The organism is Chiayiivirga flava, assembly GCF_014202825.1.
Taxonomy (GTDB): domain Bacteria; phylum Pseudomonadota; class Gammaproteobacteria; order Xanthomonadales; family Xanthomonadaceae; genus Chiayiivirga; species Chiayiivirga flava.
Genome location: NZ_JACHHP010000001.1, coordinates 689,685 through 705,159, shown reverse-complemented (window position 1 = coordinate 705,159; position 15,475 = coordinate 689,685). Strand labels below are relative to the sequence as shown.

The 15,475-nt window shown below is 68.2% G+C and carries 16 protein-coding genes and 1 pseudogene; 5 read left to right on the top strand and 12 right to left on the bottom strand.

Annotation, left to right across the window (positions count from 1 at the left end):
- Positions 1–5 precede the first annotated feature (5 nt).
- Together HNQ52_RS17350 and HNQ52_RS02930 are read right to left on the bottom strand one after the other, a co-directional pair.
- Entirely contained in the window at positions 6–392 is a 387-nt protein-coding gene (locus HNQ52_RS17350; protein ID WP_183959585.1) for a PilZ domain-containing protein, read from the bottom strand.
- Positions 389–1,183: a cytochrome C assembly family protein gene (locus tag HNQ52_RS02930; RefSeq protein WP_246387479.1), complete on the bottom strand. Its 795-nt coding sequence runs from the start codon at positions 1,181–1,183 to the stop codon at positions 389–391. Before HNQ52_RS02930 ends, HNQ52_RS17350 begins: the two co-directional genes overlap by 4 nt.
- Positions 1,184–1,333: 150 nt before the next feature.
- Between HNQ52_RS02930 and ffh the strand changes: the two genes are divergently transcribed.
- From ffh to rplS, 5 genes are all read left to right on the top strand, one after another.
- Positions 1,334–2,701, top strand: coding sequence for a signal recognition particle protein (gene ffh, locus HNQ52_RS02925; RefSeq protein WP_183959584.1), 1,368 nt, complete (start codon positions 1,334–1,336; stop codon positions 2,699–2,701).
- Positions 2,702–3,087: 386 nt separating this feature from the next.
- On the top strand, positions 3,088–3,357 hold the full coding sequence (rpsP, locus tag HNQ52_RS02920) for a 30S ribosomal protein S16 (protein WP_183959583.1): 270 nt from the start codon (positions 3,088–3,090) through the stop codon (positions 3,355–3,357).
- Positions 3,358–3,379: 22 nt separating this feature from the next.
- The gene (rimM, locus tag HNQ52_RS02915; protein ID WP_183959582.1) at positions 3,380–3,889 is read left to right on the top strand and encodes a ribosome maturation factor RimM; all 510 of its coding nucleotides are present in this window, start codon (positions 3,380–3,382) and stop codon (positions 3,887–3,889) included.
- A gap of 148 nt (positions 3,890–4,037) precedes the next feature.
- Positions 4,038–4,799: a tRNA (guanosine(37)-N1)-methyltransferase TrmD gene (trmD, locus tag HNQ52_RS02910; protein WP_183959581.1), complete on the top strand. Its 762-nt coding sequence runs from the start codon at positions 4,038–4,040 to the stop codon at positions 4,797–4,799.
- A 334-nt stretch (positions 4,800–5,133) separates the two neighbouring features.
- Positions 5,134–5,499 carry a 50S ribosomal protein L19 gene (rplS, locus tag HNQ52_RS02905; protein WP_183959580.1) on the top strand — a complete coding sequence of 122 codons (366 nt, stop codon included), beginning with the start codon at positions 5,134–5,136 and terminating at the stop codon, positions 5,497–5,499.
- A gap of 717 nt (positions 5,500–6,216) precedes the next feature.
- Here the strand turns inward: rplS and HNQ52_RS02900 are convergent.
- The 10 genes and pseudogenes from HNQ52_RS02900 to HNQ52_RS02855 all read right to left on the bottom strand — a co-directional run.
- Complete coding sequence (locus HNQ52_RS02900; RefSeq protein ID WP_183959579.1) at positions 6,217–7,011, bottom strand: HvfC family RiPP maturation protein; 795 nt, start codon at positions 7,009–7,011, stop codon at positions 6,217–6,219.
- Positions 7,001–7,867, bottom strand: coding sequence for an HvfB family MNIO-type RiPP peptide maturase (locus HNQ52_RS02895; RefSeq protein WP_183959578.1), 867 nt, complete (start codon positions 7,865–7,867; stop codon positions 7,001–7,003). Before HNQ52_RS02895 ends, HNQ52_RS02900 begins: the two co-directional genes overlap by 11 nt.
- 45 nt (positions 7,868–7,912) lie before the next feature.
- Positions 7,913–8,308, bottom strand: coding sequence for an HvfA family oxazolone/thioamide-modified RiPP metallophore (locus tag HNQ52_RS02890; RefSeq protein ID WP_183959577.1), 396 nt, complete (start codon positions 8,306–8,308; stop codon positions 7,913–7,915).
- A gap of 321 nt (positions 8,309–8,629) precedes the next feature.
- On the bottom strand, positions 8,630–9,340 hold the full coding sequence (gene phoU / locus HNQ52_RS02885) for a phosphate signaling complex protein PhoU (RefSeq protein ID WP_183959576.1): 711 nt from the start codon (positions 9,338–9,340) through the stop codon (positions 8,630–8,632).
- Positions 9,341–9,371: 31 nt separating this feature from the next.
- Positions 9,372–10,199 (bottom strand): phosphate ABC transporter ATP-binding protein PstB, encoded by an 828-nt coding sequence (pstB, locus tag HNQ52_RS02880; protein WP_183959575.1) that lies wholly within the window; start codon positions 10,197–10,199, stop codon positions 9,372–9,374.
- Entirely contained in the window at positions 10,192–10,998 is an 807-nt protein-coding gene (gene pstA, locus HNQ52_RS02875) for a phosphate ABC transporter permease PstA (RefSeq protein WP_183959946.1), read from the bottom strand. Before pstA ends, pstB begins: the two co-directional genes overlap by 8 nt.
- A gap of 76 nt (positions 10,999–11,074) precedes the next feature.
- Positions 11,075–12,049 (bottom strand): phosphate ABC transporter permease subunit PstC, encoded by a 975-nt coding sequence (gene pstC, locus HNQ52_RS02870; RefSeq protein WP_183959574.1) that lies wholly within the window; start codon positions 12,047–12,049, stop codon positions 11,075–11,077.
- Between the two features lie 283 nt (positions 12,050–12,332).
- Positions 12,333–13,355 carry a phosphate ABC transporter substrate-binding protein PstS gene (pstS, locus tag HNQ52_RS02865; protein ID WP_425486445.1) on the bottom strand — a complete coding sequence of 341 codons (1,023 nt, stop codon included), beginning with the start codon at positions 13,353–13,355 and terminating at the stop codon, positions 12,333–12,335.
- Positions 13,356–13,484: 129 nt separating this feature from the next.
- On the bottom strand, positions 13,485–14,621 hold the full coding sequence (locus HNQ52_RS02860) for an OprO/OprP family phosphate-selective porin (protein ID WP_183959573.1): 1,137 nt from the start codon (positions 14,619–14,621) through the stop codon (positions 13,485–13,487).
- Between the two features lie 307 nt (positions 14,622–14,928).
- Positions 14,929–15,402: pseudogene (locus HNQ52_RS02855) on the bottom strand (Dps family protein); the annotation flags it as partial.
- Positions 15,403–15,475 lie beyond the last annotated feature (73 nt).

Below are 15,475 nucleotides of genomic sequence, written 5' to 3'. Positions count from 1 at the left end.
GGCGCTCACTCCCCGAACGACGACAGCTCCCGCCCCAGCGATTCGGTGTTGCCGAGGTTCAACTCGATCAACCGCTTCAGCTGCGCGAAGCTGTTCAGATCGATCTTGACGCAGTTGAAGCCGAGGTTGCCGTCGATGATGCGCGCCAGCTCCACGCCCATGCCGATCATCACGCCGCCGTCCAGGCGCAGGTCGAGCCGGTAGCGCGAGCCCGGCGTGCCGGTCCAGTCGGCCGGGCGCTCCACCAGCACGCCGCGCAGCGACATGTCGATGAGCCGGGTGGTCCACATCGTGGTGCCCGAGTACAGCTTGACGCTGCCGTCCACCGGAAAGCGGTGGAAGCGGCGTCCGACCGCGGAGGCATCCGATGGTGGATCGAACTTCCCGTTCACGCGCGTGCCAGCACCAGTTCCAGGACGAACTTGCTTCCGAAGAACGCGAGCCCGAGCAGGGCCATCGCGCTCAGCGTCAGGCGCACCGCCCGGCGCCCGCGCCAGCCGTGGCGCAGGCGCCCGATCAGCAGCGCGCCGAACACTCCCCACGCCAGCAGCGAAAGCACCGTCTTGTGCACCAGGTGCTGGGCGAAGAGATTCTCGACGAACACCGCGCCGCTAAGCAATGCCAGCGTCAGCAGCGCGAACCCGGCGGCGATGAGCCGGAACATCAGCGCCTCCAGCAGCGTCAGCGGCGGAAACGCGCGCAGCAGCGGCGAAACCTGCCGGCGGCGCAGCGCCCGCTCCTGCAGCCACAGCATGATCGCGAGCAGGGCAGCGACACTGAGCGTGGCGTAGGCCAGCAGCGCCAGGCCGGCGTGCAGCTGGATCTGCCAGCCTAGCGCGGCGCCGGCAGCTTCGTGGGAACGGGTGGCGGCATACAGCAGCGCGAGCAGTGCCGCGATCGGATACAGCACCACGCCCAGCGCGCCGACCGGTCGTGCAAAACTCAACGCGGCCGTCAGCAGCGCGACCCCCAACGCCACCAGCGACAGCGCGGCGAAGAAATGCAGTTCCACCGCGCCGGTCGCAAGCAGCGCGCGCACATGGTCGGCGGCGTGCAGCGTCACGCCCGCCAGCGCGAGCAGCGCGCCGGGGACGGTCGCATCGGCGCGATCGCGGAACACCGCGCGCGCCTGCAGCGCCGCCGCGGCCACATACAACACGGCGGCGAGGATGGCGAGAGTCATTCAGCAAGTGTCGCACACGGCCGGGCGGATTGGCGTGCGTCATCCCCCGCATCCTTGCGCCCGTCACCGCCGCGCGGCGGCGGCGTGCGCGTCGGGCCGACGCGTGGCCTCGGCTATACTCGGCGGCCGTTTTCCAGCGCACCGCCCGCCATGTTCGAGTCGCTCAGCCAACGCCTGTCCACCACCGTCCAGCGCCTGCGCGGCCGCGGCCGCCTGAGCGAGGAAAACATCCGCGAGGCGCTGCGCGACGTGCGCGTGGCGCTGCTCGAAGCCGACGTCGCGCTGCCCGTAGTGCAGGCGCTGATCGAACGCATCAAGGTGCGCGCCGTCGGCCAGGACGTGCTGCGCAGCCTCACGCCCGGCCAGGCCCTGATCAAGGTGGTGCGCGACGAACTCACCACGGTGATGGGCGCGCAGAGCGCGGAGCTGAACCTCAACGTGCCGGCACCGGCCGTGATCCTGATGGCCGGCCTGCAGGGCGCGGGCAAGACCACCACCGTCGGCAAGCTCGCGAAGCTGCTCAAGGAGCGCCGCAAGAAAAAGGTGATGGTGGTCTCGGCCGACGTCTACCGCCCGGCCGCGATCGAGCAGCTCAAGACGCTCGCCCAGCAGGTCGACGCGCTGTTTTTCCCGTCGGACCCCTCGCAGAAGCCCGAAGCCATCGTGCGCGCCGCGATCTCGGACGCGAAGAAGAGCTTTGTTGACGTGCTGCTGGTCGATACCGCCGGCCGCCTTGCCATCGACGAGGCGATGATGGCCGAGATCAAGGCGCTGCACGCCGCCGTAAATCCCGTCGAAACCCTGTTCACCGTCGATGCGATGACCGGCCAGGACGCCGCCAACACCGCCAAGGCCTTCGCCGATGCGCTGCCGCTGACCGGTGTGGTGCTGACCAAGACCGACGGTGACGCCCGCGGTGGCGCGGCGCTGTCGGTGCGCTACATCACCGGCCGCCCGATCAAGTTCATCGGCACGTCCGAGAAGATGGACGGCCTCGACGTGTTCCACCCCGAACGCATCGCCGGCCGCATCCTCGACATGGGCGACGTGCTCTCGCTCGTGGAGCAGGTCGAGCGCGACGTCGATCAGGAGAAGGCGCAGAAACTCGCCGAGAAGGTCGCCAAGGGCAAGAAGTTCGACCTCAACGACATGCGCGACCAGCTCGAACAGATGCAGAACATGGGCGGCATCCACGCCCTGATGGACAAGCTGCCGGGCATGGGCCAGGTGCCCGAGCACATGAAGAACCAGGTCACCGGCAAGGAAGTGCCGCGCATGATCGCGATCATCGGCTCGATGACCAAGAAGGAGCGCCGCCATCCGGCGCTGCTCAACGGCTCGCGCCGCGCGCGCATCGCGAAGGGCTCGGGCACCACGCCGGCCGACGTGAACAAGGTGATGAAACAGTTCATGCAGATGGAAAAGATGATGTCCAAGCTCTCGTCCGGCGGCATGAAGGGCATGCTGCGCGGGATGAAGGGCATGATGGGTGGGCGGGGTTTCCCCGGGATGCGCTGACGCGGCGCGCCGGCATCACGTGCCGCTGCGCAGGCCGGCAAGGACGCGCGTCGCCCACACCACCGTCATCCCGGCGAACGCCGGGACCCAGCGGCGTTGTCTGGTGACCATGTGCGCCGGAACGTCAAGCAGCGCCACTGGGTCCCGGCTTTCGCCGGGACGACGGTGGTTGATCGAAGGTGAAATGATGGCGGGCGAGTTGCAACGGAGCGTTCGATCCATCCGCCGCCCATCCACGCAGGCAACACCGACCGAACGCCCCCGTCGCGCGCCTGCCCGCTGCCCCCGGTTCGATGCTTCACTTCATCCCCTGCCTGCGCTAATATGCGCGGCTCGCTGCGCGTCCGCGCCCGAGCCCCTTTTCTGAACCACAGAGCATATTTCCCATGGTCAAGGTCCGTCTGACCCGCGGCGGCGCCAAGAAGCGCCCCTTCTACCACATCGTCGTGACCGATCAGCGCAACAAGCGCGACGGCCGTGCCATCGAGCGCCTCGGCTTCTACAACCCGGTCGCGCAGGGCAACGAGCCGCGCCTGGTGCTGGACGCCGAGCGCGTGAAGTACTGGGTCGGCGTCGGCGCGCAGATGACCGACAAGGTCGCGCAGCTGTACAAGCAGGCCGCCGCGGCGCCGCAGCCGGCCGCCGCCGCCGCCTGAACCGGCGCACGGAGCGCAGGGCATGAGCGATGAACGCCGTGTCCTGCTCGGCCGGATCGCGGGCGTGTTCGGGGTGCAGGGCTGGGTCAAGGTCCTGTCGCACACGCAGCCGCTCGAAGCCATCTTCACGTACCGGCCGTGGATCCTGCGCCAGCGCGGGGTCGAGCGCGTCGTCGAACGCATCGAAGGCAAGCCGCAGGGCAAGGGCCTGATCGTTCGCATTCCCGACATCAGTACCCGCGATGCGGCCGAAGCCGCCATCGGCACCGAAATCTGGGTGCCGCGCTTGCTGATGCCGGCGCCCAGGCCCGGCGAATACTACTGGGTGGATCTTGAAGGTCTGCGTGTGCTCACGGTCGAGGGCGTGTCGCTTGGCCGCGTGTCGCACGTGTTCGCGACCGGCGCCAACGACGTGCTGTCGGTGCGCGACGACGCCAGAGAGCGACTGGTTCCGTTCCTGATGGACAGCGTGATCAAGCGCGTCGATCTCGATGCGGGTGTGATCGAGGTCGACTGGGATCCGGATTTCTAGCGCTGCGGTCGCTGCTATCCCACGGACCGGTGTGGGGTGTTGCAGCCTCCGGCGGTGCGCAGGGCTGCGCACGGCGCGAGCGGCCAGGGCCGTTGACGTCGCCAGAAAACAGGCGGAGCGAGTCCCGCAACCCACCGAGGTTCCCCGCATGCGCATCGATGTCCTCACCCTGTTTCCCGAGTTCATCGACGCCGCGGCCGCCGTCGGCGTGATCGGCCGTGCGCAGCAGCGCGGCCTGCTTGCGGTCCGCGCCTGGAATCCGCGCGACCACACCCACGACAACTACCGTCGCATCGACGAACGCCCCTTCGGCGGCGGCCCCGGCATGGTGATGTCGAACCAGCCGCTGCGCGACTGCCTGGCCGCGATGCGCGCCGCCGCGTCCGAGCCTGCGCACACCATCTACGTCACGCCGCAGGGCGCGCGCTTGACCCAGCGTCGGGTGCGCGAACTGGCCGCATTGCCGCGCCTCATCCTCGTCTGCGGCCGCTACGAAGGCATCGACGAGCGTTTGATCGCCGCGGAAATCGACGAGGAACTCTCCATCGGCGACTACGTGCTTTCGGGCGGCGAACTGGCCGCGGCGGTGGTGATCGACGCGGTCGGGCGCCTGCAGGACGGCGCGCTGAACGATGCCGACAGTGCCGCGCAGGACAGTTTCGAGAACGGCCTGCTCGACTGCCCGCACTACACGCGGCCGGACGAATTCGAGGGCGAATCCGTGCCGCCGGTGCTGCTCTCCGGCGACCATGCCGCCATCGCCCGCTGGCGCCGCCAGCAGTCGCTCGGTCGCACCTGGTTGCGGCGCCCCGACCTGCTGGCGCGCATGACGTTGTCGAAGGCAGATCGTGTGCTGCTCGACGGGTTCATGCAGGACTGGTTGCGACAGCAGGGCTCGACAGCGCGCTGACCGCGTCGCGAGACGCGTCGCCCGACGTGACGATGGCGACAATCCCGTCGTCCCGGCGAACGCCGGGACCTGGTGGCGTGACGTGCCCTCGCGTCCCACTGCGGCGCTTTGGCGTGTCCGAGCAACGTCGCTGGGTCCCGGCGTTCGCCGGGACGACGGTGGGCGGACGGGCGTTGTCCGGTCGACGCGGCCGATCATGGCAGTCACGCGCCGCCCACTAGCGCCGCCGGCAAGAAAACCGCTATAATGCGCAGCTTGCCACCGCCCGTTCAGGCGCGGACGCGCAATCCCGAGAACTACACAACAAATTCCCGCTCGCGGGTACGGTGCAATCATGAACAAGCTGCTCCAGGAATTCGAAGCCGAACAGTCGCAGCGCAAGCTGCCCGATTTCGGCCCGGGCGACACCGTCGTCGTCAACGTCAAGGTCAAGGAAGGCAACCGCGAACGCGTGCAGGCCTACGAAGGCGTGGTGATCGCCAAGCGCAACCGCGGCCTGAACTCGGCCTTCACGGTGCGCAAGATCTCGCACGGCACGGGCGTGGAGCGCGTGTTCCAGACCCACTCGCCGTCGATCGACTCGGTCACCGTCAAGCGCCGTGGCGCCGTGCGCGCCGCCAAGCTGTACTACCTGCGCGATCTCGAGGGCAAGGCAGCCCGCATCAAGGAAGATCTCGGCGCGGCGAAGTCCGCCGGCTGAGTTCTCAGCAACAGGTTCCGAAGACACGGCCGCGAAAGCGGCCGTTGTCGTTTCTGGATAGCCGTTCCGGCGGCAGGTGCGATGCGCGGGTGGCCGTCGCTTGCCGCGCCGCGAAGCGGCGACTGTTGCCGGAGTTGCGGTTGGCGGCGAGCGGCGGGCGGGTGGCGGCTAGCGGCGAGCGGCGCGCGGCGAGCGGCCGCGCCGAAGAATTCTCTCCTGCATGTGCGGGGTGTCGCAGGCGGGAGCTGGGCTGCGGATCGCGGAATGCCCCCTCCTGCCTGCCGGCATCCTCCCCCGCTGCGCGGGAGAGGAAAGGGTCAACGGGGCGGCGGTGGATCGTGTCGGGAAGCGCTCCGGCCTGCGACAGAGTCCCCGCCGCGTGGGAGACGAAGGGTGTCTGTGTGGCGGCGGCCGCAAGGGGGGCTTGTCGACGAACCCTCCCCAGCCTGCGGTCATCGTCATTTCGCGTAAACGAACGCTCCGGGCGCTTCGCCGACGCGCTGTCGCACTCTGCGTCGCAGTATGTCGTGAAGTCCTTCTCCCGCGCAGCGGGGGAAGGTGGCGGCAGCCGGAAGGGGGCGCTTGTGGGCAAACCCTCCCCCAGTCTGCGGTCATCCTTGTTTCGCGTACACGAATGCTTCGGACGCTTCGCCGGCGGCTCGTGGGGCTTTCCTCGAACGCGCCGTCATCGACCACTTGCCGAACCCGCCGCCCGGATCAGAGCGCGCCGAGCACCGCGTCGCGCACGCGCAGCTGGTCCAGCAGTGCTGCACCCTGCGCCACGAACCGTGCACGATCGTAGGCCCCCGCGCTGTCGGCCAGCGCGTGCAGCAGCTCGCGCCCGGTGCGCTGCGCCGCGGGAGGGCGCGCGCCGTTGTCGTGCAGCGCCTGCAGCAGTGCGAACGCGAGCGCATCGATCTGCTTGAAGTGCACGGCATCGGTCCGATCACGCAGTACCAGCAGCAGGGTCGGCGCGTCCGGTGGCGTCCGCGGCGCGAACGCGGGGCCGATGCGGTGCACGGGCCAGCGGTAGGCAAGCGGCCAGGCGAGCGGCGACGGCACCGGCACGCCGTCGAGCAGATCGCCGTCGCGCCGGTGCGGGATGGCGGCAAGGTCGGTCTCGTCCAGCGACAGCGCCACATCCACCCATTCGTGCTGCGCAAGTTCGGCCAGGAAGGGCGGATCGTCGGTGTCGGCCTGCCCGCGGTGTTCGAGGCACTGCACGAACTCGCGCCCGATCTGCGGGAACAGCGGCGTCCGGCTGCGGTGTTCGCGGTAGAAGGCACGCACCAGCGCGTGCCACCGCGTGTCGCCGAGCAGCGCGCGGATCACGGGAAAATTGTTCGCGAGCAGGCCCTGGATGCTGTTGTAGAACAGCTCGCGATACACCTGCAGCCGGCGTTCTTCGACGCCGTCCGGCGCCGGTGCCGCATCCGGATCGCGCAGGTGTGCGGCAAACGCGGTCTGCTGCGCATGCAGCCGGGCCGGTGCGCGCGTGGCGTCAGGCGACATGGCTGCGAACCTGCGTTTCGTGCGCAAGCGCGGCCTGCTGGATGCGCCGCACGGTGCCCAGCTCGTCGAGCAGCACGGGCAGCGGCGGAAGGTTGAAATCGCGTTCGAGCAGGGTCGGCAGCACGCCTGCGTGGGCGTACGCCGCGGCCAGCAGGTCCCAGACCGGGCCGACCACGGCGGCGCCGTGGGTATCGACGAGCAGGTCCGGCGCCTCGACGTAGTGGCCGGCAACATGGATGCAGCGCACGCGTGCCGCCGGCAGCGCATGCAGGAATTCGAGGGCGTCGTAGCCGTGATTCACGCTGTTGACGTGGACGTTGTTGACGTCGAGCAGCAGGTCGCAGTCGGCCTCGCGCAGCACCGCGTTGACGAAGTCGATCTCGCGCAGTTCGCGATAGGGCGCCGCGTAATACGAAATGTTTTCCACCGCGATGCGACGCCCGAGGATGTCCTGCGTGCGGCGGATGCGCGCGGCCACGTGCGTGACGGCCTCGTCCGTGAAGGGGATCGGCATGAGGTCGTACAGATGGCCGTCGTCGCTGCAGTAGCTCAGGTGTTCGCTGTAGATGGGCACGCGGTAGCGGTCGAGGAAACCGCGCAGGGTGTGCACGAAGGGCTCGTCGAGCGGTTCGGGCCCGCCGAGCGAGAGCGACAGGCCGTGGCAGGCGATCGGGTAACGTTCGGCCAGTACGGCAAACGCGCGTCCGTGCCGTCCGCCGACGCCGATCCAGTTCTCCGGTGCCACTTCGAGAAAATCGATGGCGCCGTCCGGCGCGTCCTGCAGCGGGCCGCACAGGGCCCGCCGCAGTCCGAGACCGGCGCCGGGCGCCGGCGATCGCGATGCGACCACGCTCATCGCGGCCGCACGCACGCGCGACGTACGCGTCGCATCGCAGCGGCGCTACTTCTTCTCACCGCCGCACTTGCCCTCGCCACACTTGCCTTCGCCGCACTTGCCTTCCATCGCGGCCTTGGCGCTGTCCCATTCGGTCTGGGTGACGGCGCCGTCGGCGTCCGCATCGAGCTTGGCGAAGTGCGCCGCATCCTTGCCGCTGGCGGCGAATTCGGTGGCCGATACGCTGCCGTTCTTGTCGGTGTCGAGTGTGTCGACGCCGCACTTGCCCTCACCGCACTTGCCTTCGCCGCAGCTGCCTTCCTTGCCTTTCTCGCCCACCTGGTAGCCCGAGGGCAGGTCCGTGACGCTGAACGCCGACGCGCCCGCCGCCTGCGCGAGCGCAAGCGAGCCGACGAACGCGACGCCGACGGCAAGACCGAGCGGTTTGAAATTGTTCGACATGGTTTCTCTCCCGGAGAAGGAGCGGGCACGTTGCCCGCGGAACACCGCCCGGCGGGCGGACGACGGACCGCACCGGCGGCACGCCGATGCGGTGCCCGCTGGCGACGCCCCGGCCGGAGCGCTGCGTGTGGGCACGCCGCGATGGTACTGCCGCGCCGTTGCCCGGTGTGGGGGCGCGAGGCGATGCGTCGCGCGGATGCGACCGGGCGAGCTTGCCGAAGAGGCTGCAGCCGTTGCTGCGTCGCAGCACGCGACGCGGCGCCGACCGCGTGCGCGGCCGGTACGTTCGGCGCGGCGGCAATCGGCCGCCGAGCGGGCGATTCAGGGTGCGGGCGCGCTGCTGTCGTCGCGCTTGTCGCGTTCGCCCTGCAGTTCCTCGCCGTGTACGAGGAACCAGACGTTTTCGGCAATGTTGGTGGCGTGGTCGCCGATGCGTTCGATGTTCTTGGCCATGAACAGCAGGTGCGCGCAGCTGGAAATGGTGCGCGGGTCTTCCATCATGTACGTGAGCAGTTCGCGGAACAGCGAGGTGTGCAGCGTGTCGAGCTCGGCGTCGCGCTCGCGCACCGCGCGCGCGAGGTCGGCGTCGCGTTCCTGGTAGGCGCGCAACACGTCGTTGACCATGCCCGACGCGATGTCCGCGAGCGTGCGCAGCCCGCGCGCCGGTGCCACCGGCGGGTGCATGTTGAGCGTCATCGTGCGCTTGGCGACATTCGCCGCGTAATCGCCGATGCGTTCGATGGCAGCTGCAATGCGCAGCGCGGCCAGCACGTCGCGCAGGTCGCGCGCCATCGGCTGGCGCAGCGCGAGCAGGCGCAGCACGCCGTGGCTGACGTCGTGTTCGAGCACGTCGATGGCGTCGTCGTTGGCGATCACGCGCTCGGCCGCGCGGCTGTCGCGGCGGTCGAGCACGTCGATCGCGGCGCCGAGCTGGTACACCGCGATTTCGCCCATGCGGACGATTTCGCCGGTGAGCCGCTGCAGCTCCTCGTCGTAGCTCTTGACGATGTGGTTGTGCGGTTGGTTGTGCATGGGCCTGGGTCCTGGGCGGCGCGATCGGCGGTCAGCCGAAGCGACCGGTGATGTAGTCCTCGGTCTGCTGCTTCGCCGGGCGCGTGAAAATCGTGTCCGTTGCCCCGTGTTCGATCAGCTCGCCCAAGTACATGAAGGCGGTGAAGTCCGAGCAGCGCGCGGCCTGCTGCATGTTGTGCGTGACGATGAGGATGGTGAATTCCTGCTTGAGCTCGGCGATCAGCTGCTCGATCTTGCCGGTGGCGATGGGATCGAGCGCGGAGGTCGGTTCGTCGAACAGCATCACCTCCGGCCGCAGCGCGATGGCGCGTGCGATGCACAGGCGCTGCTGCTGACCGCCGGACAGGCCGAGCGCATTGTTCTTGAGCTTGTCCTTGACCTCGTCCCACAACGCGCCCTGGCGCAGCGCGGCCTCGACGCGGTTGTCCATGTCGGCGCGCGAGAGTTTTTCGTAGTGACCGATGCCGTAGGCCACGTTGTCGTAGATCGACATCGGGAACGGCACCGGCTTCTGGAACACCATGCCGATCTTGCTGCGCAGGCGGTTGAGCGGATATTTCGGATCGAGCACGTTCTCGCCGTCGAGCAGCACGCGGCCTGTCGCGCGCTGTCCGGGGTAGATCGAATAGATGCGGTTGAAGATGCGCAGCAGGGTCGACTTGCCGCAGCCCGACGGCCCGATCAGTGCGGTGACGCGGTGCTCGGGGATGTCGAGATCGATGCTCTTGATCGCGGTGAAGTCGCCGTAGTGGAAGGCGAGTTCGCGCGCGGCGAGCTTCACGCGCGTGTCGGAAGCGTCCGCGGTGGCCGGGACGGCGAGCGAGACGGGTGTGCGCGGGGAGGGGTTGGGATCAGTCATTGCTCGGAGTCTTGTTGCGCAGCAGGATGGCGCGGGCGATGAGGCTCAGCAACAGCACGAACACGGTCACGACGAAGGCGCCGGCCCACGCGAGCGCGTTCCACGATTCGTACGGGCTCATCGCGTACTGGAAGATCACCATCGGCACGTTCGCCATCGGCGCGAGCAGATCGGTGCTCCAGAACTGGTTGCTGTAGGCGGTGAACAGCAGCGGCGCGGTTTCGCCGGAAATTCTCGCAAGTGCAAGGATCACGCCGGTGACGATACCCGGGCGCGCGGCGCGATGCAGCACCTGCAGCGTCACCTTCCACTGCGGGATGCCGAGCGAGAGCGCCGCTTCGCGCATCTGCGCCGGCACCAGGCGCAGCATTTCGTCCGTGGTGCGCACGATCACCGGCAGCGCGATGAACGCGAGCGCGATCGCGCCGGCGAGCGCGGAGAAGTGCCCCATCTGCAGCACCACGAGGGTGTAGACGAACAGGCCGAGCACGATCGACGGCGCGGACAGCAGGATGTCGTTGACGAAGCGGATGAGCCCGCCGAGCCTGCTGTGCGCAGCGTATTCGGCGAGGAAGGTGCCGGCGGCGATGCCGATCGGCGTGCCGATCGCGATCGCGAGCATGCTGATGATCAGGCTGCCGGCGAAGGCGTTGAGCAGGCCGCCGTCCTCGTTCGGCGGCGGCGTCATCTGGGTGAACAGCGCAAGATCCATCGCGCTCACGCCCTTGCTGACCGTGGTCCACAGGATCCACACCAGCCACAGCACGCCGAAGATCGCGGCAAAGCCCGACAGCACCATCGCCACGCCGTTGCGGAACCGCCGCCGGCGGTAGAGGCGGTCTTCGCGGGCGTAGTTGCGTGCGATTGCGGTCACGTCAGCGGCCCTCGCGGCGCTGCAGCTGCGCCAGCATCAGCCGCGCCGCGGCCAGCACGATGAAGGTCAGCACGAAGAGCAGGAAGCCCAGCGCCAGCAGCGCGGACTTGTGCAGCGGGTCGATGGCTTCGGCGAACTCGTTGGCGATGGTGGAGGCGATCGACGAGCCCGGTTCGAGCAGCCCGACGGACAGCGAATACGCATTGCCGATCACGAAGGTGACCGCCATCGTCTCGCCAAGCGCGCGACCAAGGCCCAGGAACACGCCGCCGATGACGGCCGAGCGTGTGTAGGGAAGCACGATGTCCCACACCACTTCCCACGTGGTGGAGCCGAGGGCATAGGCCGACTCCTTCAGCCGCGTCGGCACGGTGAGGAACACCTCGCGCATCACCGAGGAAATGAACGGGATCACCATGATCGCGAGCACGAGGCCCGCAGTCAGCATGCCGATGCCCAGCGGCGGCCCCTGGAACAGCGGGCCGAGCCACGGAATCTCGCCGAGGTAGTCGTTGATGTAGGGGTAGACGTGTTCGCTCAGCGCCGGTGCAAGCACGAACAGGCCCCACATGCCGTAGATGATCGACGGGATGCCGGCGAGCAGCTCGATCGCCGAGCCCACCGGCCCGCGCAGCCACGGCGGCGCCACTTCGGTGAGGAACAGCGCGATACCGAAGCTGATCGGCACCGCGATCAGCATCGCGATGCCGGCGGTCACGAGCGTGCCGTAGATCGGCACCAGCGCGCCGAATTCGCGCGCACCCACGTCCCAGTTGGCGGTCGTCAGGAACGACAGTCCGAACGTCTCGAACGCCTCCCAGCCGCCGATCAGCATCGAAAGCGCGGCGCCGGCGAGCGCGATCAGCACGAACAGTCCGGCACCGGTCATCGCCCAGCGGAATGCACGATCGGCGCGTGCATCGCGGCGGTCGCGGCGCTGGATCACGATGGGGGGCAGGGCGTCGATCGCTGACATCGGGGATCTTTGTCTGGATGCTTTGATGGTGCGGGTGGTGCGGGTGTATCGCGAATCCCGTCGTCCCGGCGAACGCCGGGACCCAGTGACGCTCGCTCTACGCGTCATCCCGCCGAAGCAACGTCACTGGGCCCCGGCCTTCGCCGGGGCGACGGTGAGGTGCCGATGCAGCGGTGTCGTATTCCGTCGAGCAGAGCAATTGTCGCCGGTCCGAGCGCAGCAATTGTCGCCGGTTTCGGTGACAGAACGCAGCAGGCGGCCGAAGCCGCCTGCCGTTGCACGATCAGAACTTGAGGTTCTCGCCCCAGTACGCTTCGATCTTCGTCACCAGCTCGTCGGGCAGCGGCACGTAGTCGAGCGCCTTCGCCTGCGCGTCGCCGTTGGCGTAGACCCAGGCGAAGAACTCGCGCGTGGCGGTGGCGCGGGCCGCATCCTTCGGCTGCTTGTGCACGAGGATGAAGTTGGTCGCCGCGATCGGCCACGAGCCCGCACCCGGCGCGTCGGTGATGATGAGATGGAAGTCCTTGGCGGTGCCCCAGTCGGCATTGGCGGCGGCGGCGGCAAAGCTCTCCGCGCTCGGCGCGACGAAGTTGCCCGCGGCGTTCTTCAGCAGCGCATAGCCCATCTTGTTCTGCAGCGCGTACGACAGTTCCACGTAGCCGATGCCGCCCTTGACCTGCTTCACGTAGGCGGCCACGCCTTCGTTGCCCTTGCCGCCGATGCCGGTGGGCCACTTTACCGCCGTGCCTTCGCCGACCTTCGATTTCCACTCCGGGCTCACCTTCGAGAGGTAGTTGACGAAGTTGAACGTGGTGCCGGAACCGTCCGAGCGATGCACGACGGTGATGCGGCTCGACGGCAGCGTCACGCCCGGATTGAGCGCGGCAATGGCCGGGTCGTCCCAGGTCTTGACCGTGCCGAGGAAGATGTTGGCGAGCAGGGTGCCGTCGAACTTCAGCGTGCCCGGCGCGATGCCCGGCAGGTTCACCACCGGCACCACGCCGCCGATCACCGACGGAAACTGCGCGAGGCCGGCCGCGGACAGATCGTCCGGGCTCAGCGGCGCGTCGGACGAGCCGAAATCCACCGTCGCGGCCTTGATCTGCGCGATGCCGCCGCCGGATCCGATCGACTGGTAGTTGACCTTGTTGCCGGTGGCGCCGTTGTAGTCGGCCGACCACTTCGACATCACCGGATACACGAACGACGCACCGGCACCGGTGATGTCGGCGGCCTGTGCACAGGTGCCCGCCAGCGCCGCGAGAGCGAGGACGGCGAGACGGGACTTGATGCGGAAATTGAGCACGGAGGACTCCTGGTTCCAAAAGGGTGGGCGCGGTTTCGGCCAATGCGCCCATGATTTGTGACAACGATGACAGTCGTGTGACAGCGTGCGTCCTGGGCGGATCTGCGCGGGTGCGGATGTGCGCCGGGGCTACCAGTGCAGCTGGGCGCGGGCTTCGACGATGCCCGGATCGTCGTCGATGCCGCGCCGTGTGCTCTGCGCCTGCACGTAGTTCAGTGCCAGCTTGAAGTTCGAGCGCAGGTAGACGTTGGCGCCGAGCGTGACGCTGTCCATCTCGCCGCCCTGGACCGAGCCGTCGTCCAGATCGATCGTGTCGTAGCGCAGTCCCACCTGCCACAGGCCGGTGGTGGGGTTGTCCGGCAGCGCGGTGGAAATGAGGCCGTTGCGGTAGGTCCAGGTTTCGCCGGTGATGTTCCACAGCGCGTAGACGTAGGCGCTGTCGCCGCTGAAATCCGAATGCGCGAGGCGCGAGATCGTGGACTGCATGTATTCGCCCTGCAGCTTGACCGGCCCGGACACCCACGCCGCCTCGGCGCCGTACGTACGCTGGCGGTCGGCATCGGTGATGTCGCCGGTGTCCACCAGCCGCACCGTGGCGAGGTCGGCCAGCGGACGGGCGCGCGGACGCGCGGTGTCGTTGTCGGTGTCGACATCGACCGCCGACAGGCCCAGGTGCAGGAAACTGCCGGGGCGGTTGAGCGGCGCGAACGTGCCGCGCAGACCGAAGCCCGAGCCGTGCGCGAGATTGCGCGTGAGTTCGCGTCCGAACATGCCGCCCGTCAGCGACCAGTTCTCGTCGCCGGTCGCAAGCTGCACGCCCAGCCGCCGCGCGATGCCGAAGGTGTTGGTGGCGCTGGCCTTGGCGATGAAATCGTTGAAGCGCGTGCTGGTCAGCTCTTCCAGGCTGTTGGGCTGCTTGGCCTGGCCGACGGTGATGCCGGTGTATGCGCCCCACTTGTAGCGCACGTTGGTGTCGAGGAACTTGTCGGCCTTGGCGTCGTAACCGACCACCCACTCGACGTTGCCCGGGCCCTTGCCTTTCACCACCACTTCGGCGCGACGCAGCTCGAATTCGCTGTCGTCGCCGTTGTTGCCGCTGCCGTTGAGGTCTGCAACATCGCTGTCATACCAGTTGCCGTCGGCCTGGAGCAGGCCTTCGAGCGAGACTTCCGAGCCGCCGATCACATCGAACACGATCTCGGCGGACGCCGGCGCGGCGGGTGCGGCAAGGATGCACGCGGCAAGAACCAGACGACGGGAAAGCATGGCGATCGGCCTGCGGTGGGGATGCGCGCAGCCTAGGCATGCAAGATTGCGGAAATATGACACTTGCAACAAATTCGACGCCGGACTGTCGTTTTAGTGTCGCGGGGCTGTCATCGCGGCGCCCGGCGCCGACAGGCGGCTTGTTTCTGTGGCTGAGCGGTTGCGCGGCCGACACCGCGCCGCCACAAACGTGCAACAGGCACGCCGTCCCGGTGCCGCTGGCATGCACCCGGCGGCGGCCACGCACGCGGCGCGGAACGACGTCGGGACGACGGTCCTCCGCCGTCCCGCCCGCGCGCCGCTCGACTCACTCGAGCAGGGAGCGCAGCATCCAGGCGTACTTCTCGTGCGTCTGCAGTCGCTGGGTCATCAGATCCACGGTCGGGTCGTCGCCGGCCTCGTCCGCCGTCTTGAGCACCTTGCGTGCCGTGCGGCACACCGCCTCGTTGCCCGAGACGAGCTGCGCCACCATTTCGCGCCATTCCGGCACGTTGGTCAGCCCGGTCTCTTCCTTGATCGACGACAGCTTCACGAACTCCGCGTACGACCCCGGCGCGTTGTGGCCGAGCGCGCGAATGCGTTCGGCGATGTCGTCGAGCGCGGTCCACTGCTCGGTGTACTGGGTCTCGAACATCACGTGCAGCGAGTTGAACATCGGGCCGGTGATGTTCCAGTGGAAATTGTGCGTCTTCAGGTACAGCGTGTAGCTGTCGGCGAGGAAATGCGACAGTCCGTCCGCGATCTTCTTGCGTTTCTTGTCGTCGATCCCGATATCGATCTTCATCTTTCGTTCTCCTCGCGTGGGCTTGGCGGTATCCTGCGCCGCTTTGCGCGCGCAGGGAAATCGATTGCAT